The 17,126-nt window shown below is 69.1% G+C and carries 17 protein-coding genes, 1 tRNA gene and 1 pseudogene; 8 read left to right on the top strand and 11 right to left on the bottom strand.

Annotation, left to right across the window (positions count from 1 at the left end; translation table 11 throughout):
• Window positions 1–269 precede the first annotated feature (269 nt).
• On the bottom strand, window positions 270–986 hold the full coding sequence (locus tag AB0H83_RS43940) for a class E sortase (protein ID WP_360107141.1): 717 nt from the start codon (window positions 984–986) through the stop codon (window positions 270–272).
• Window positions 987–1,154: 168 nt separating this feature from the next.
• Here AB0H83_RS43940 and AB0H83_RS43945 point away from each other — a divergent pair, with 168 nt between their 5' ends.
• Window positions 1,155–1,409: an EAL domain-containing protein gene (locus AB0H83_RS43945; RefSeq protein ID WP_360107144.1), complete on the top strand. Its 255-nt coding sequence runs from the start codon at window positions 1,155–1,157 to the stop codon at window positions 1,407–1,409.
• On the opposite strand, the gene AB0H83_RS43950 is transcribed toward AB0H83_RS43945, so the two are convergent.
• Entirely contained in the window at window positions 1,406–1,897 is a 492-nt protein-coding gene (locus AB0H83_RS43950) for a hypothetical protein (protein WP_360107263.1), read from the bottom strand. The genes AB0H83_RS43945 and AB0H83_RS43950 overlap by 4 nt on opposite strands.
• Before the next feature lie 283 nt (window positions 1,898–2,180).
• Here AB0H83_RS43950 and AB0H83_RS43955 point away from each other — a divergent pair, with 283 nt between their 5' ends.
• The 4 genes from AB0H83_RS43955 (at window position 2,181) to AB0H83_RS43970 (ending at window position 5,779) form a co-directional block, all read left to right on the top strand.
• Window positions 2,181–2,873: a phosphoribosyltransferase family protein gene (locus tag AB0H83_RS43955; RefSeq protein WP_360107147.1), complete on the top strand. Its 693-nt coding sequence runs from the start codon at window positions 2,181–2,183 to the stop codon at window positions 2,871–2,873.
• Between the two features lie 67 nt (window positions 2,874–2,940).
• The gene (locus tag AB0H83_RS43960) at window positions 2,941–3,684 is read left to right on the top strand and encodes an ATP-binding protein (RefSeq protein ID WP_360107150.1); all 744 of its coding nucleotides are present in this window, start codon (window positions 2,941–2,943) and stop codon (window positions 3,682–3,684) included.
• A 162-nt stretch (window positions 3,685–3,846) separates the two neighbouring features.
• Window positions 3,847–4,986 carry a SigB/SigF/SigG family RNA polymerase sigma factor gene (locus AB0H83_RS43965; protein ID WP_360107153.1) on the top strand — a complete coding sequence of 380 codons (1,140 nt, stop codon included), beginning with the start codon at window positions 3,847–3,849 and terminating at the stop codon, window positions 4,984–4,986.
• Between the two features lie 73 nt (window positions 4,987–5,059).
• A complete protein-coding gene (locus AB0H83_RS43970; protein ID WP_360107156.1) occupies window positions 5,060–5,779 on the top strand; it encodes a GAF and ANTAR domain-containing protein in 720 nt (239 codons plus the stop codon).
• Between the two features lie 11 nt (window positions 5,780–5,790).
• Here AB0H83_RS43970 and AB0H83_RS43975 read toward each other — a convergent pair whose 3' ends face one another.
• From AB0H83_RS43975 to AB0H83_RS44005, 7 genes are all read right to left on the bottom strand, one after another.
• Window positions 5,791–7,398: a S8 family serine peptidase gene (locus AB0H83_RS43975; RefSeq protein WP_360107159.1), complete on the bottom strand. Its 1,608-nt coding sequence runs from the start codon at window positions 7,396–7,398 to the stop codon at window positions 5,791–5,793.
• A gap of 132 nt (window positions 7,399–7,530) precedes the next feature.
• Window positions 7,531–7,893: a response regulator gene (locus AB0H83_RS43980; RefSeq protein WP_360107162.1), complete on the bottom strand. Its 363-nt coding sequence runs from the start codon at window positions 7,891–7,893 to the stop codon at window positions 7,531–7,533.
• A gap of 71 nt (window positions 7,894–7,964) precedes the next feature.
• Window positions 7,965–8,156, bottom strand: coding sequence for a hypothetical protein (locus AB0H83_RS43985; protein WP_360107165.1), 192 nt, complete (start codon window positions 8,154–8,156; stop codon window positions 7,965–7,967).
• A 22-nt stretch (window positions 8,157–8,178) separates the two neighbouring features.
• On the bottom strand, window positions 8,179–9,801 hold the full coding sequence (locus tag AB0H83_RS43990) for a glycoside hydrolase family 13 protein (protein ID WP_360107168.1): 1,623 nt from the start codon (window positions 9,799–9,801) through the stop codon (window positions 8,179–8,181).
• Window positions 9,798–10,739, bottom strand: coding sequence for a carbohydrate ABC transporter permease (locus AB0H83_RS43995; protein WP_360107171.1), 942 nt, complete (start codon window positions 10,737–10,739; stop codon window positions 9,798–9,800). The genes AB0H83_RS43990 and AB0H83_RS43995 overlap by 4 nt, the downstream gene beginning before the upstream one ends.
• Window positions 10,736–11,734 carry a sugar ABC transporter permease gene (locus AB0H83_RS44000; protein ID WP_360107174.1) on the bottom strand — a complete coding sequence of 333 codons (999 nt, stop codon included), beginning with the start codon at window positions 11,732–11,734 and terminating at the stop codon, window positions 10,736–10,738. Before AB0H83_RS44000 ends, AB0H83_RS43995 begins: the two co-directional genes overlap by 4 nt.
• A gap of 82 nt (window positions 11,735–11,816) precedes the next feature.
• On the bottom strand, window positions 11,817–13,157 hold the full coding sequence (locus tag AB0H83_RS44005) for an ABC transporter substrate-binding protein (RefSeq protein ID WP_360107176.1): 1,341 nt from the start codon (window positions 13,155–13,157) through the stop codon (window positions 11,817–11,819).
• Window positions 13,158–13,344: 187 nt separating this feature from the next.
• Between AB0H83_RS44005 and AB0H83_RS44010 the strand changes: the two genes are divergently transcribed.
• The 3 genes from AB0H83_RS44010 to AB0H83_RS44020 all read left to right on the top strand — a co-directional run bounded on the left by AB0H83_RS44010 (window position 13,345) and on the right by AB0H83_RS44020 (window position 14,719).
• Entirely contained in the window at window positions 13,345–14,373 is a 1,029-nt protein-coding gene (locus AB0H83_RS44010) for a LacI family DNA-binding transcriptional regulator (RefSeq protein WP_360107179.1), read from the top strand.
• A 49-nt stretch (window positions 14,374–14,422) separates the two neighbouring features.
• Complete coding sequence (locus AB0H83_RS44015; RefSeq protein WP_360107182.1) at window positions 14,423–14,563, top strand: hypothetical protein; 141 nt, start codon at window positions 14,423–14,425, stop codon at window positions 14,561–14,563.
• Window positions 14,564–14,643: 80 nt separating this feature from the next.
• Window positions 14,644–14,719, top strand: a tRNA-Lys gene (locus AB0H83_RS44020).
• A gap of 343 nt (window positions 14,720–15,062) precedes the next feature.
• Here AB0H83_RS44020 and AB0H83_RS44025 read toward each other — a convergent pair.
• Window positions 15,063–15,296 (bottom strand): annotated as a pseudogene (locus AB0H83_RS44025) (IS6 family transposase); the annotation flags it as partial.
• 89 nt (window positions 15,297–15,385) lie between these two features.
• Window positions 15,386–17,044, bottom strand: coding sequence for a DUF262 domain-containing HNH endonuclease family protein (locus tag AB0H83_RS44030; RefSeq protein ID WP_360107185.1), 1,659 nt, complete (start codon window positions 17,042–17,044; stop codon window positions 15,386–15,388).
• Window positions 17,045–17,126: the final 82 nt, after the last annotated feature.

The raw sequence follows: 17,126 nt of genomic DNA on the forward strand, positions 1-17,126 counted from the left end.
CCCGGCGCCGCCTCCAACGCCACCAGATCCCGGTCCAACTGGTCCAGGTTCTCGTGCGACTCCACGAGAAACTCCTGAACGATGTCACCCAAGTCACTCACGGCCAGGCTCCCTTCAGCCCTCACCGGGACAAACCACGCAACGGGTCCGCGCACCGGCTCCCGGCGGCAAACTCACTGGACAATCGGCACAACCGGGTGCCGGTCAAGGAGATTTGTTGCGTTACGGTAAGCGAACCGTCACGCAGCATTTCAGCGATGCGGCGGGGGTCAGCCGAGTTCGGCCGGGCGCGGGCCGCCGGCGGGGTCGCGGCGCACCAGGGTGGCCTGCCGGATCAGGCGGCGCGCGGTGCTGAGCTTCGGCTCGCAGGTGACCAGCGTGAGCAGCGGCCCCGCGCCGGGCGCCGGCGGGGCGAGCACCTCGCTCTGCTCCGGCCGGACCACGCTGCCGTCGACGACGCGGTAGACCAGCCAGGTGTCCCGGGTCTCCACCACGACCGGGGCGCTGACCTCCAGCTCGTCGAGGTCCCAGAAGACGCCCGGGTAACGATGCCCGGCGATGCCGGCGTTACCGGTCTCGCCGAACGCGGCGGTGCCGGGGATGTGGCCGGGGCCGAGCATGAGCCGCGCCGCGTCGGACCCTTCGACCACGTAAAGCTTCAACCGCAGCGTCGGTACGTGCAGCAGCGCGACCGGCCCGTCGCCGGCGGTGGCGTCCTCGCCGTCCTGCGGCGCGCCACCGAACGGCATCGGCGCCGGGGGCCTGCGCCCGGCCGCCCCGGCCGCGGCGGCCGCCCCGGTGCGGGCGTGCCGGGCGTCCTGCGCCCACTCGGCGGCGAGGCGCTCCTGTGCGGCGTGGACCGCGCGGACCCGGTCCCACCAGCCCCACGCCGTCCAGCCGCCCGCCGTCACGCCCGAGGCGAGCAGCAGGACGGCGGCGAACAGGAGCAGGCGGCTCGTCCGGTCGCTGCCTCTGCCGGTACCCACAAAACGGACTATAGGCGCCAATATTCGGGCATATGGTGCTTCCATCGCCATTCAACCGTTCGGCGGATCCTGTTCGAACCCCGCGGCGCAACCGGCCGGCACCCGGCGACCCGCTGAATGGAACGGTGTGGATCTGGCTGTGGTTCTTGACGTGCGCCGCCCATCGACGTGCTGAAGATCGACCGGGCGTTCGTGTCCCGGGTCGCCGACCGGCAGGAGAAGGCGCTGTTCCGCGCCGTGGTCGAGCTGGCCCGCAGCATGTACCTGCAGCCGGTCGCCGAGGGCGTGGAGACCGACCAGCAGGCCGCCGCCCTGCGCGAGCTGGACTGCGGCTTCGCCCTGGGCTTCCTCTTCGCCCGCCCGATGCCGGCCGACGCCCTGACGGCGCTGCTGGCCACGCAGCTCGTCCCTGCGGCGCGCTAGGTCCGGCCCTCCCGCTCCTGGGCGGTGTGCAGGGTCGAGGAGTGCGGGACCCAGTCGGCGAGCACGACCGGATGGCCGAGACCGCGCAGCCGGGCGACCACCTCGGGGTCGTCGTCGACCACGACCGCGATCGGCGACTCGCGGGCCAGCCGGGTCAGCTGGCCCGCCTTGAAGTCCCGGGCCGGGCGCCGGTCGTTGGCCGGGCGCATGAACAGCAGCTCCGCGGGCAGTCCGGCCCGGCGCAGCCACGCGTCGGTGACGGGGCGCAGGTGCTCGGGGCGCCCGGTCAGCCAGACCAGCACGTGCTCGGCGGCGTGGCGCAGCGCGAGCTCGACGCCCTCGGGCAGCACCGGGTCCCGGTCGGCCGCGGCGAAGAACCGGGCCCAGTCCTTGGGCCGCTTGTCGAGGTGGCGCAGCCGGTGCCGGACGTCGGCCACGACCCCGTCGATGTCGAACACGGCGAGCGCCGCGTCCCGCTGCTCCGGCATGTCCACCCGCTCATTCTGCCGGGTCCCCGGCGGCACTCTGAGACCAGCACATCACCGCCGTTCCCGACATGTCTGGTTCACCCCTGAAGAAGTACGCCAAGCGGACGTTTTCCCAGCTCAACAGGCGTAGTCTTCGCACCGTGCGCGGCGGCCGCGGCAGAGCGGCCAAGTGGGGACGAGACCCAGCATGGCGACGGCCCCACCGCGCCGATCGAAGGGGGTGTCCGCTTGATGCGGATCATGTTGACCGGCCTCCGGGTCGCCCGAGTGAAAGCCCACGACCATGTGGCCGCCTGAGGAGGAGCGCTTCGCGGACCGGACGGCCGCGGGACGCATGCTCGGCACCGCGGTCGCGGCACACCTGCGGCAGTTCGACCTGACCCACCGGCCGCTGGTCCTCGCGCTGCCCCGCGGTGGCGTGCCCGTCGGGCACGCGGTGGCCCAGGCCATCCGGGCCGACTTCGACCTCATGATCGCCCGGAAGATCGGGCTGCCGTGGCAGGCCGACCACGGCGTCGGCGCGATCGCGGAGAATGGGCCACCGGTGTTCGACCGTAGCGCGCTCGCGTGCGCCGGGCTGACCACCAGCGACCTGACGCCCGCGGTCCAGCGCGAGCGAATGGAGCTGCGGCGGCGGCAGGAACGCTACCGCGGGTCCCGCCCACCGGAGGAGGTGACCGGACGCGCGGTCGTTCTCGTTGACGACGGCCTGGCGACCGGGGTCACGGCGCGCGCGGCGATCCGGGCCCTGCAGACCGGTAAGCCGGCACACATCGTGTTCGCGGCGCCGGTGTGCGCGGCGGAGTCGGCGGACCTGCTCGCCGGCGACGTCGACGCGGTCATCGACATCCACTCTCCCCGGGAGTTCCACGCCCTCGGTCTGTACTACACCGACTTTCCCCCGGTCACCGACGCGGACGTCGCCGACGTCTGCGCCCTGGCCTGGGGCGCCGTGAAGGTGCCCACGCCGGTCTGACCGGCGACCGTGACGCTCCGCCCGCCTCCAGGGTTTAACCCACCGGGGGCGGGTAGAGCGTCACCCCATGAGGGCGAGTCTTGCCGCGACCGTCGAGATCCGCGGCGATGCGACTGTAGTGCACCTCGCCGGCAGCCTCGGCGTGAGCACCGCGTCGGTGCTGCGCACCGCCGTCCTGGAGTGCCTGGCCGCGGAGCCGGCGCTCATCGTCCTCGACGTCTCGGAGCTGCGGGCCCACGACGACGTGGCGCTGACCGTGCTCCCCGCCCTCGCCCAGCACGCCGCGGCCTGGCCCGGCAGCGCGGTGAGCATGGCGGCCGCCCCCGCGCCGCTGCGCTCCGCGCTGGACCGGATGGCGGTCGCCCGGCAGATCCCCCTCTTCGCCACCACCGACGCGGCGATCGCGCACGGTGGTGCCGGTGCGCCCGGCGGCGAGCCGCAGGGGATGCGCGTCAACCTCCAGCCGATGCTCGACGCGACCGCCGCCGCGCGGCACCTGGTCAGCCGCGCCTGCAGGCTGTGGGGGGTGCCGCAGATCGGCGACCTCGCCGAGCTCATCATCACCGAGCTGGTCAGCAACGGGGTCCGGCACGCGCGCACCGACCTGGAGGTCCGGGTCGCGCTGCGCCACCGGCAGCTGCACCTGTCGGTGCGCGACGGCAGTTCGAAGCTGCCGGTCCGCGGCGCGGCCGGTGACACCCTAGCCGAGAGCGGCCGCGGGCTGCTCGTGGTCGAGGCGCTCACACATCGGTGGGGTTGCACGCCGGTGCCCGGCGGAAAGGTCGTCTGGGCGACCCTGCGCACCCGGTAAAGGTCACCCACGACCTCACCCTTTCACATATTCATTGGCAATTCCCCCGTGCGTACAGTGACCGGGAAAGCAATTCCGCCCGGTTCCACGACCGCACGCTCAACCGCGAATCGCTTGCTGCGCAACGCGATGGGATAGGGGGGAGTCTCCACCATGGAGACAATGCCCATATACAAAGACCGATTCGATTCGGCACTTTCACTGGAATCCTGGCGTCAAGGCGACGAGGAGATCCTGCGCCCTTCCGGAGTGCTCGACCACGCGGCGAGCCTCGACCTGCGACTCGCGCTCAGCCAGCGGCTCGACGCCGGTCAGGTGAACCTGACCGTCGACCTGTCCCGGCTGCGACTGCTCGACTGCGCCGCCGCCGACACCCTGCTCCGGGCCCAGCTGGAGGCACAGGAACGCGGCGGCGGGCTGCGGACCCCGGGCGCGTCCGACCTGGTGCTGGACGTCCTGGAGATCATCGGGGCGGCGAAACGCCTGCGCGCCTACGACGATCCTCCTCAGGGCGCGCCCGCCCCCGTACCGGAGGAGGAAGAACCACAGAGCCAGTGGACGACCGTCAACGAGCTGCTGCGCCAGGCCGCCACGATGGACGTCAAGGACGCCCGGCGCGGCGCGCTGCGGCAGCGGGCGATCGAGCACAGCCTGCCCCTGGCCGACCGGCTGGCCCGCCGGTTCCACGGGATGGGCGAGTCCCCCGCCGACCTCAGCCAGGTCGCCGCGCTGGGGCTGATGAAGGCCATCGACGGGTTCGACCCCGACTACGGCACCGACTTCGGCGGGTACGCGACGCCGACGATCGTCGGGGAGCTCAAGCGGTACTTCCGGGACAAGGGCTGGGGGGTCCACGTGCCCCGGCGGCTGCAGGAGCTGCGGATCGAGATCAACCGGGTCCGCGACACGCTGGGGCAGCGGCTGGGTCGCTCCCCCACCCCGCACGACGTGGCCGAGCACCTGGGGGTCGCCGAGGACCAGATCCTCGAGGCCCTCGTGGCGTCCTCGGCCTACCGGCCGGTGTCGCTGTTCGCGCCGCTCGGCGGGGACGACGACGCCGGCACCCTCGCCGACGTGCTCGGCGACGACGACCGCGACATCGACGGCGTCGAGTTCCGCCAGGCGGTCAAGCCGCTGATCGCGCGGCTGCCGGAGCGCGAGCGGCGGATCCTGTCGCTGCGCTTCTACGGCAACCGTACCCAGGCCCAGATCGCGGCCGATCTGGGCATCTCCCAGATGCACGTGTCGCGGTTGCTGTCCCGCACGTTGGAAGGACTCCGAAGGGCGCTGCTCGACGGTTGAGATCACGGACCGTCGGGTAGGAGGCCCCCGGTGCACCGCCGGCACCGCCGCCGGCGTGGCTGAAGGGGGAATCGTGACTGACCTCCACACTGTGGAGATCGCCGCTGTGCTGCGCCAGCTCACTGCCCGCCTGATCGCCAGCGACGACCTCGACGAGGCCCTGGAGGACCTCGTCGAGACCGCTGCCGACCTGGTGGACGGGGCGTCGTGGTGCGCGGTCACCCTGGTGCGGGCCGGTGGCCCGTCCACCGCCGCGTCCTCGCCCGAGCTGCCTGCGGAGCTGCACGACAGTCAGTACCACAGCGGCACCGGACCCTCGATGGAGGCGATCCGCACCCGGGACCTCATCGTCAGCGCCGACCTGTCGTCGGACGACCGCTGGCCGGGCTGGCGTGAGGACGCCCTCGCGGCGGGGGTGCACGGCGTGCTGACCGTCCCCGTCGACATCGACGAGCAGGTCATCGGGGCGTTGACGGTGTACGCGGCCCAGCCCGGACGGCTCACCCCGGACGCGGGGCTGACCGCGGTGCTGATCGCCGAGCACGCCGGGCTGCTGCTGGCCGCGGTGCTCGACCGGGGGCGCCGGGCCGACCTGCACGCGGAGCTGACGGAGGCCCTCGCCGACGGGGAGACCGTCAACCGGGCCATCGGGATCATCATGGCGCAGCGGGCGTGCTCGTCGGACGCGGCCCTGGACGTGCTGCGCGGCACGGCGAGCCGGCTCGGCCTGCCGCTGTCGGTCGTCGCGCAGCGGCTGGTGGAGACGGTGGAGCGGCGCGCAACCGTCGCGTGAGCCGCTTGTGGTCAGACCGTCAGGGTCCAGCTGTCCAGGTAGCCGGTGTTGCCCTTGTACGAGTCGCGCACCCGCAGCTTCCAGGTGCCGTTCTTCTGGCGGCTGCTGAGGTTCACCGTGTACGTGGCGTTGAGGTTCCTCGCCTTGTCCCTGGAGCTTGCGGCCTTGAGGCGCTTGACGGAGCCGTTCGGCGCGACCAGCTCGACCACCAGGTCGCCCTTCTTGGCGTGCACGACGTGCACCTCGACGCGGGCCTTCGCCGACGCCCTGCCGGCGCAGCCGCTGACCACGACGGCGGTGGTGACGCTGCCGCGGTCGCGGATCGCGGCGTCGGCCGGGTTGGTGCGCACGTTGCACGGCGCCGGGGGCGCGGCGACCACCGCGACCGGCTGCCGCGCCGGCTGCTGGGTGACGGGCTGCGTTCCAGGTGCCGCCGCGGCGGGTGCCTGCAGCAGGCGGTTCGGCGAGCCGGTGCCCGGGTTGCCGACGGCGTTCTGCACGGCGGTGGCCAGCAGCGCGCTCTGCACCTGCGCCGGGGTCGCCGACGGATTCGCCGAGAGGTAGAGCGCGGCGGCGCCGGCCACGTGCGGGGTCGCCATCGAGGTACCGCTCATGATCGCCGCGGCGGTGTCGCCGCTGTTGCTGGCCGAGGTGATCGCGACGCCCGGGCCGAACACGTCGACGCAGCTGCCGTAGTTGGAGAACGAGGCCCGGTTGTCGCTGGCGTCGGTGGCGCCGACGGTGATCGCCTCGCCGGCGCGGGCCGGGGAGACGCCGCAGGCGTCGGCGTTGCTGTTGCCGGCCGCGATCACGTACGTGACGCCGGAGGCGATCGAGTTGCGCACCGCCCGGTCCAGGGCCGGGCTGGCGGAGCCGCCGAGGCTCATGTTGACGACCGCCGGCTTCTGCGCGTTCGCGGTGACCCAGTCGATCCCGGCGATGATGCCGGAGTACGAGCCGGAGCCGTTGCAGTCCAGCACCCGGACGCTGACGACGTTCACCGACTTGGCCACGCCGTAGGTGCTGCCGCCGACGGTGCCGGCGACATGGGTACCGTGGCCCTGGCAGTCGCTCGCGTCGGTGTCGTTGTCGACGAAGTCGTACCCGGAACGGGCCCGGCCGCCGAACTCGCTGTGCGTCAGGCGCACCCCGGTGTCCAGCACGTACGCCGTCACGTTCGCGGCGGTGCCCGGGTAGGTGTAGGTGCCGTCGAGCGGGCGCTGCGCCTGATCGATGCGGTCCAGTCCCCACGGCGCGCCGCCCTGGCTGCCGGCAAGGGCGACGGTGCGGTCCTGCTGGACGTATTCGACGAGCGGGTTCGCGGCGAGCCGCTTCGCGCCGCGCTCGGTCAGCTGCGCCGAGAAGCCCTTCAGCGTGCTGCCGAAGGAGCGCCTGACCTTACCGCCGAACCGCTCGGCGAGCCGGCTGGCGCTGCCGGCGGTGTCGGCGGCCGCCACCGTGTCCTTGAGCACGACGATGTACCGGTCCCGGATCGCGCCCGGCTGGCCCGCGCCGTGGATCTGGCCTTCCGCCGGGGCGGCCAGGGCCGGGGAGCCGGCGGCCAGGAGTCCGGCGACCGCCGTGGCGGCGACGACCGTGGCACGCTGGGTGACTCGCATCTGGCTGGCCCTCCCGAAGTGGTGACGTCCTGCTGGGTGTCACCAATGTTCGGGAGCGGGCGGTGCGTGGCCGGTGCGCCGCGGGTTGCCGTGCGGTTGCCGTGTCCCCCGGCCGTCGTGCCCGGCCGGCGGTCAGTGCGACAGGCAGTTGATGGTGGCCAGGAGGCTGTTGAGGGGTCGGCCGCGGGTGAGCCCCGGGTCCGCGAGGGACAGGCCGTGCACCGACGTGGCGTGCGGCGCGTTCGCGCTGTAGAACACCACGGGCAGGTCCGCGGTCGCCTGGTGGCCGCGGAACAGGTCGAGCAGCTCGTCGCCGTCGGCCCGCGGCAGGTGCAGGTCGAGCACGGCCACGTCGAAGTGCGGCTGGCCGGCGGCGACGTCGAGCGCCTCCTGCGGCGTGGCCGCGGTGATCACGTGGTGGCCGCCGATCTGCAACCTGATCGCGGTCGTCTCGCGGATGTCGGTGTCGTCGTCGACGAGCAGCACACGGGCCATGACGGCAGGGTTCCCTTCCCGACGGATCGCAACCGTCTCATCGGCCGGGGAACCCTGCCATTGAACACGCGCTACGCGCTCGGCCGCCGCCGGCGCATCACGATCACCACGACCACGACGGCGATGATCACCACGACGGCGCAGCAGCAGGCACCGATGAGGCCACCGCCGCTCACCTTGCTCTTTTTCTTCGCCACCTCACCGCTGAACTCCAGCGCCGTGGGGTTGAGGTAGCTGACGACGTACGCGAAGAGAGCGGTCATGTGGTCAAGGTATCCGGTGCTGTCACGCCCTGATCCACGCGGTTGTGTCCGGCGGCAGGCTGCCGTCGGCGGCGAGGTCACTGCTGACGAGCAGCACCTCCCCCTGGGGCAGCGGCGCGGGCACCTGGCCGAAGTTGGTGATCACCCGGATGCCGCCGTTGCGGAAGTCGACCAGGTCCTCACCCGTGCCGTCGTGCCAGGTGAGCGTGCCGCGGCCCAGTTGGTGGGTACGGCGCAGGCGCAGGGCCTCGACATAGAGCGACAGGGTCGAGCCCGGCACGCCGCGCTGGGCGTCGGCGGCGAAGCGCCCCCAGTCGGCGGGCTGCGGCAGCCACGACGCGGGCCCCGGGCCGAAGCCGAACGACGGCGCGCCGGCCTCCCACGGCACCGGCACCCGGCAGCCGTCGCGGCCGCGGACCTCGTGCTTGGAGCGGAACCAGGTCGGGTCCTGGCGCTCGTCGTCGGGCAGCGTCGTGTGCTCCGGCAGGCCGAGCTCCTCGCCCTGGTACAGGTAGGCCGAGCCGGGCAGCGACAGCATCAGCATCGTGGCGGCCCTGGCCCGGCGCAGGCCGAGCGCCTCATCGGGCTGCCGGTCGCCGATGCCGATGCCGCCCTGGGTGCTGTAGCCGGGCTCGTACCCGAGCCGGGACGCGTGCCGCACGACGTCGTGGTTGGACAGCACCCAGGTGCACACGGCGCCGACCGGCGCGACGCCCTCGATCGACTCGGTGATCGCGGCCCGCTGGTCCGCCGCGGTCCAAGGTGCCATCAGGTAGCTGAAGTTGAACGCCTGGTGCATCTCGTCGGGGCGGATGTACCGGGCCATCCGTTCCGCCGGCGACACCCACGCCTCGCCGACCATCATCCGGTCGCCGTCGTAGGAGTCCAGGACCCGCCGCCACGAGCGGTAGATGTCGTGTACGCCGTCCTGGTCCCACATCGGCGGGGTGCGGTGCTCCGCGCCGGGGCTGGTGATCGGCACCTGCGCCTCGGTCCAGTCGGGCAGGCCGCTCTCCTTGATCAGGCCGTGCGCGACGTCGACCCGGAAGCCGTCGACGCCCCGGTCCAGCCAGAAGCGCAGCACGTCCTCGAACATCTGCCGGACCTCGGGCAGGTCCCAGTTGAGGTCGGGCTGGCTGGTGTCGAACAGGTGCAGGTACCACTCGCCGTCCGGCACGCGGGTCCAGGCGGGGCCGCCGAAGACGCTCTGCCAGCCGTTGGGCGGCTGCTCACCGTCCGGGCCGAGGCCCTTGCGGAAGTGGTACCGCTCCCGGGCGGAACTGCCCGGCCCGGCCTCCAGCGCCTCGGTGAACCACGCGTGGCCGCTGGAGGTGTGGTTGGGCACGAGGTCGACCACGACCCGCAGGCCACGGGCCTTCGCCGCGGCGACCAGGGCGTCGAAGTCGTCCAGGGTGCCGAAGCGGGGGTCGACGTCGCAGTAGTCGGCGACGTCGTACCCCGCGTCGTGCTGCGGCGAGGGGTAGAACGGCGACATCCACAGCGCGTCGACACCCAGCTCGGCCAGGTGGTCCAGGCGCGACGTGATGCCGCGCAGGTCCCCCATGCCGTCGCCGTCCGCGTCCGCGAACGAGCGTGGGTAGACCTGATAGATCACGGCATCACGCCACCAGACCAGCGAACTCACCCCTTGACTCCACCGGCCGTCAGGCCGCGAACGAAATACCTTTGCAGTGACAGGAACACGATGATCGGGATGACCATCGAGACGAACGCCCCGGAGGTCAGCCGTTGCCAGTCGTTGCCCCGGGTGCCGGCCAGCTCGGCGAGCCGCACCGTCAGCGGGCGGGTCTCCGGGCCGGACGTGAACACCAGGGCGACCAGAAGATCGTTCCAGATCCACAGGAACTGGAAGATCGTGAGCGAGGCCAGCGCCGGCGTGATGAGCGGCAGCACGATGCGCCGGAACACCATCGCCGGGCCCGCGCCGTCCACCCGGGCCGCCTCGAACAGGCCCGCCGGCAGCTCCGACATGAAGTTGTGCAGCAGGAACACGCCGAGCGGCAGGCCGAAGCAGGTGTGCGCGAACCACACGGCGAAGAAGCCGCCCGCCCAGTCGGTGTAGTCGCCCAGGATCTGCAGCAGCGGGATGAGCGCCATCTGCAGCGGCACGATCTGCAGCGTGAACACGCCGATGAAGATCCAGTCCCGGCCGCGGAAGTTGAGCCACGACAGCGCGTACGCGGCCATGGCGGCCAGGCTGACCGAGAACAGCACGGCCGGCACGGTGATGGTCAGCGAGTTGACGAAGTAGCTGGCCAGCCGGCCGGAGGACGCCGAGGTGCCGAAGACGACCTCGTTGTAGTTGTCCAGGGTCAGGCTGGGGTTGCTGAAGAACTTCCACCAGCCCGTGGTCTTGATCTCGTCCTCGGGCCGCAGCGACGAGACGAACAGGCCGAAGGTGGGGATCGTCCAGACGATCGCGATGATGATCGCCACGACGCTGGCCACGCGCGAGGTCAGCTTGCGCCGTACCCGGGCGGCCACGGTGTCCGGTTCGCGTGACGTACGCCCGGCGACCGGGCTGGTCGCGCCTGTTGCCTTGTCGACGGATACGTTACTCATCGCATCTCCGCTCGCTGCCGCAGCTGCCGGACCTGGTAGGCGACGATCGGCACGACGAGCAGGAACAGCACGACGGCGAGCGCGGCACCGCGCCCCTCACCGCTGGGGTCGTCGCTCAGACGGAACGCCTGGTTGTACATCTCGAAGGCGAGCACGCTGCTCTTGAAGTTGCCGTTGGTCGACGTCCGGACGATGTCGAAGACCTTCAGCGTGGCGATGGTGATGGTGATGGTGACCACCACGACCGCCGGCCGGATGCTCGGCATCGTGACCTTCCAGAACATCTGCCACGGGTTGGCGCCGTCCAGCCGCGCCGCCTCGATGATCTCGGACGGGATCGCCTTGATCGCGGCGGACAGGATGACCATCGCGAAGCCGGCCTGGATCCAGATCATCATGACGATCATGTAGAAGGTGTTGCTCGGCGAGCTGGTGAGGAACTGCTGGGGCTCCATGCCGAACCACACGAGGATCTGGTTCAGCAGGCCGATCTGCTCCTGGTCCGCCTCGCGGTACGCGTAGACGAACTTCCAGATGATCGTGGCGCCGACGAGCGAGATCGCCATCGGCATGAAGATGAGCGACTTGGCGATGCCCTCACCACGGGCCTTGTCGACCAGCACCGCGTAGATCAGGCCGAACGCGGTGGCCAGCAGCGGCACACACACCACCCAGAACAGGGTGTTGCGCAGCATGATCAGCGTTTCGTCGTTGGTGACGATCCAGCTGTAGTTGTCGATCCCGACGAACGAACCGCGGGAGTTGTTGTAGAACGACAGGGTGACCGTGCGGACCAGCGGGTAGACCAGGCCGATGCCGAGCAGGACGAGCGCCGGGCCGAGGAAGCCGAACATCTGCAGGCGCTCTTTGCCCTTCCCCCACCTGGGCAGGATGTCGAGCACGAACAGGAGCCCGCCGACCGCGGCGACGAAGGCGCCCATGAAGAGCAGTGCCGGCCAGACCTTGTCGACGTCTTCGGAGAAGTCATATTCCATTGGGGGGTTTCCTCCGACCGGCCGGCTCCGGCACCGTGTGCGCTCGTGCACACCTCGGTGCCGGAGCCGGACCTCAGCTCAGTTACTTGGGCCAGGTGCTTTCGATGTAGTCCAGCGTCGCCTTGGTGTCCTTGGTGCCGTTGATCCAGTCGGTCATACCGGTCCAGAAGGACTTGGAGCCGACCGCCGCGGGCATCAGGTCCGAACCGTCGAACCGGGCCACCGTGGCCGGGTCCTGCAGGATCTTCACCGAGAGCTTGTCGATGGAACCGGTGACCAGGTTGACGTCCAGGCTCTTGTTGGCCGAGATCCAGTCACCGAGCTTCGCCTTGCTGTTGGCCCACTCACCGGAGGCGAGGTAGGTCTGCACCTTGACGACCTCGTCGCGGTCCGAGAAGGCGGAGACGAACTCGCCACCGACCAGGACCGGCTTGCCCTTGGACGGGTCGACGGCCGGGAAGTAGAACGCGAACACGTCGCCGTCCTCGGCCACGTTCGTGCCCTTCGCCCACTGGTTGGAGTAGAAGTTGGCCTGGCGGTGGAAGCCGCACTTCTTGTCCTTGACCGGCAGGCCACCCTCCTGGAAGGAGGTGGTCACGATGGTCTTCGGGTTACCCACGTACTTGGGGTTCTTCAGGATGGAGGCGGTCCGCTCGGCGGCCGACGCGATGCGCGCGTCGTTGAACGGGATCGAGTGGTTGACCCACTGGTCGTAGACGTCGGGGCCCTGGTCGCGCAGGACGATGTCCTCGATCCAGTCGGTGGCCGGCCAGCCGGTCGCGTCACCGGACTCGATGCCGGCGCACCACGCCTTGATGCCCGTCGCCGCGATGTCGTCGGAGAGCTTGATCATCTCATCCCACGTGGTGGGAATCTTGTAGTTCTTCTCCTTGAACAGCTGCGGCGAGTACCACACCAGCGACTTGACGTTGGCACCCATCGGGACGCCGTACACCTTGCCGTTGACGGTGGCGTACTTGGCCCAGTCCTTCGACCAGTTCTTGTCGAGGTTCGCCTGGACCGACGCGGGCAGCTCCTTGAGCTGACCCTTCGTCGCGAACGAGGCGAGCAGGCCGGGCTGCGGGAAGACCGCGATGTCCGGCGGCTGACCTCCGTCGGCGCGCACCTTGACCTGGGTCTCGAACTCGCCGGACCCCTCGTAGTCGATCTTGATGTTGGTGCACTCCTCGAACTGCTTCCAGGACGCGGTCAGCTTGTCGGCCTCGGCGTCACGGATGGTCGCGTAGATCGAGACGGTCTTCTTCTTGTCGACCTTGTATTGCGCGTACGGCGCGCACTCGGGCTTGTCGGCAGCCGATGAGCCGGTGTCGCTGTCACTGTCACCGCAAGCAGCGGCGACCAATGCCAGCGCGGCCACACCGGCGAGCGCGAACGCCCGACGCCGCCTCGAAAGGACAGCCATGGTTAGCCTCCTTTTGGCTAGACCCGGTCCGGGCGAACGACTCCGCCCACGTACCGGTGTGCTGTGTCTCTCGGATGTAAGCGTTTACAAGGCGGGTTTGTCGAGCCTTTCGGCTGGATTGATCGATAACGAGTTAGCAACACGGTGGACATATTGCTGTTGCGCGGAGTGTTGCTAGCCTCCCGGTGTGGCCGACGTTCCCGTGCCCGTGAGCATGGAGGACGTGGCCCGGCTGGCCGGGGTCTCCTCCGCCACCGTGTCACGCACCCTCCGAGGGCTGCCCAACGTCTCCGACGAGACGCGCAACCGCGTGCTGCAGGCCGCGGCGTCGCTGTCGTACGTCGTGTCGCCGATCGCCTCGCGTCTGGCCAGCGGCCGCACCCACACCGTCGGGGTGATCGTGCCGTACGCGGCACGCTGGTTCTTCGGCCAGATCGTGGCCGGCGCCGAGTCCGTCCTGCGCGAGCACGACCTCGACCTGCTGCTGTACAACCTCGGCGACGCCGCGGCCCGCCAGCGCTTCTTCGGGCAGCTCCCCCTGCGCCGCCGCGTCGACGCGGTCCTCGTCGTCGCCATGCAGTTCACCGAGGCCGAGATCACCGACCTGCGCAGCCTCGGCGTGCCGATCGTCGCCGTCGGTCACGACGTCCCCGGCGCCGGCTGCGTCCGGATCGACGACCTGTCCGCCGCCACCTCCGCCATCCAGCACCTCCTGAGCCTCGGCCACCGGCGGATCGGGATGATCTCCACGTACGCCGACCAGGCCATGTTCCTGCCCGTCGCGCACGCCCGCCGCCGCGCCTACATCGACACCCTCACCGCCGCCGGCCTGCCCGTCTGCGACGAGCTCGTGATGTCCGTCCCGCACGGCCTCGACGGCGGCGAGCAGGCCATGCGCCGCCTCCTCGCCCTGCCCGACCCACCCACCGCCGTCTTCGCCGAGTCCGACGAGCTCGCCTTCGGCGCCCTCTCCGCCCTGCGCCGCACCGGCCGGCACGTCTCCGTCATCGGCTTCGACGACCACGAGCTCAGCGCCCTGCTCGACCTCACCACCGTCCGCCAGCGCGTCTTCGAGCAGGGCGTCCTCGCCGCCGGCATGCTCCGCCGCGCCATGACCGTCAGTGACTGGACCCCCGAAGAGCTCCTCATGCCGACCACCCTCGTCCAGCGGGCCTCGACCTGGCCCGTCGCGGTTAGGACCGCCGGCACCGGGTAGCTCGCCGCCCGTTGGATTCCCTTCGGTAGCACTTCAGGGGGTTAGTGCCATGACCGAGATGCCGGTGACCTGGGAGCAGCCGGACGACGAGCTCGAAGACCTGATCGGCCCCGACGCTGAGCTGATGGAGCAGGAGCCGGAGCAACCCACACCGACGGACTTCTTCTGGGAGGACGACGACGAGGAGTAACGCACCGCACAGGCCGGACGGGGGGTATCTCGTTTTTGGGGCACCAGTTGGGCGTGCTAGAGTTTCCTCCGTTCAGCCAGGCGCCGCTAGCTCAACTGGCAGAGCAGCAGACTCTTAATCTGCGGGTTGTAGGTTCAAGTCCTACGCGGCGTACCAACGATCAAGGCTCTGACCTGGGCTTATGCCTCGGCGGAGCTTTTTTCGTGTCCGACCCCGCCCGCGTGGGTGCTCGGTGGGTGCTCTTCCGCGGCCGTGCGTCCAAATCCACGGCAACGAGCAAACGGCCACTGGTTGGCAGCCGACCGGTGGCTGCATGCGCCACGAACGGCGGCCCGACCCCGTGCCGCCGCGGTCCCGGTCTCGGGACGTGTCCACGACCAGCGTGGTGGTGGTGCCACTGCCTTCGTCCGGCGCGATGGTGATGGTGTACGACTGCATGGGCGTGTCCTTCGCGTCTTGACCGTCTCGACCATGAGGGCGCTACCCTCCAGGCATCAAGCCATCGGCGGTTTGGCCGCTGGGTGAATGCCGGCAGAACCGGGCAGCGTCGGCCAGCGGCGGCGTGAGCCGCTGCACCCACCGATAGACGGTGCGTGGTCGGCCTCGACTCCGCGTTCAACCAGCAGTTCCTCGCCAGCGCGGTGGGAGAGGCTGTGGCGCAGACACCAGCGCACGGCAACGACGATGACCTCCTGCGGGAACGGAACCCGGCGAACGCCGACTTCGCAGGCAGCTACGGATCAGATCGGGTCGAAGACTTCACTGCTCAAGCCTGCCTCGATCTTGCCAACGCTCAATGCAACGGCGCCGGACGCACCGCTGTCACGGGTCGGTGAGCACGTCGGCTGCGAAGTCTTCCGTTCGCTTCCGGATCACATCAGCGGACCAATGGTCATAATCGAGCACCTGCACGCTGCGCGGAAAGTCGGAGACCCGTGGCTTCAGGTAGCCCTTCTTCTTCTCTTCGAAGTCCTTACGCCCGGCGGACGAGTTCTTGCTCTTGCTGAGCAGGACGAGATTTCCGGCAGTATTCACGAGCGCTGCATGCTCCGCGTCGGTGAAGATCTGCGCCCAGAGGCTGTCTGAGGCCGGGTTCTGCGGGAGGACATGCTCGATCGAGCGCACCGTGTAGTGATGCGGATGGTCCATTTCGCTGGCGACGATCTCCGCCCGGACCAACAGATACTTGGCGTGACCAGCGCCGTAAAAGTTGGTAGCACGGCATGCATTTTGGATTGTTGTTACATCGACGGTGATTCTTCCCAGAAACTCGCCCGCCGTGCTGGTCGACTCGATCGCCTTAAGCAGTGCGGTGTAGGTGCCATACCGCTCGTCTTTACGCACGCCACGTACCCAGTGGTCAAGGTAGACCTTCTCGATGTGCAGGACAAATCGGTAGAGATCATCCTTCCCGTATTTTTTGACAAAAGCCAATAGGCAGGCCTTCCACTCGGACGCGGTGAAGTGCTCGACCATGGCCTCCATCAGAGTGTGATAGCGGGCGCTCTTGCCGTCCGCAGAGTCCAGGAAGTCGCGTGCGATAAACAACGCGTCATAGAGATCGACCGACCTGCGCAGATCGTCCATGAACTCGTCGCCAGGGGTGGGCATGCCGGCCTTGTTGAAGATCCGATTAGCGAATTCCGACTGCAAATCGGCCTGAGGCTTCTCTTTGACATACATGAGGCGCAAGAGATGGAAGATCTCCTCGAAGTCCGCCTCGCCGAGTTGATTCTCCATTGCCTCCCAATCGGAGGCGTACTTGGCGCGGGAAGCTTCGTTGGGAACGTATTGCGGGCCCAGGTTATGCGCCTTGAGAACGTCGATGCGGCGCAACTGTTTACCTCGGTCGTTCACGACGGAGAAAAGCCGGAAAGCGTCCTCGAAAGAGTCGGTGGCGAGATAGATTACATGACACTTCTGGGTCACGATTCCCGCAAGGCGCCGTACTTCTGAATCCGACATCTTTGAGATCGCCCCCCAGAAGATCAATCTCGCGAGCTCATACCGCTCCTCGCTGGCCGTGGGCGTGCCCGTGTACGGCGCCGGCGTGGCGGCCCCACCCTTCTTTGCAACGAGTGAGTTGAATACCTTCTGATCCTTGACCTGAAGACGGTCTCGAGCCGGGACGTTGTCCAGGACGCGCTCGGGTTGGATGATCTTTTCGTGCAGCTCGTTAACGATGGCGGCGTTGTCGGAAATTGCGGGTGCATCGCGAATGCAGGCGATCAGAATGCACAGGGCGGTCAGACGCTGCTGACCGTCGACGATGTCATACTCCGACGTCTTATACCGGTGCAGCACTAGCGTGCCCATGAAGTATGGCTCGTCTGAGTCTGCGGAGGTCAGATCCTCAAGCAGTTCGGTGAAGTGCTCTGCGTCCCACAAGAACGGCCGCTGATAATCCGGTATTCTGAAGAAAAACTTTTGCGAGAAAAGCTCGGTGAGGGGGATCATGTAACTCTCGAGCTTCTTCGTCATCGTCTGCACAGACTCCTACTGGTTGCTGTCAACCCTGCTACACCATATCGTTGGAGTCCATCATGAGTTACGACGCATGTCC

The organism is Dactylosporangium sp. NPDC050688 (assembly GCF_040654515.1).
Classification (GTDB): Bacteria; Actinomycetota; Actinomycetes; order Mycobacteriales; family Micromonosporaceae; genus Dactylosporangium.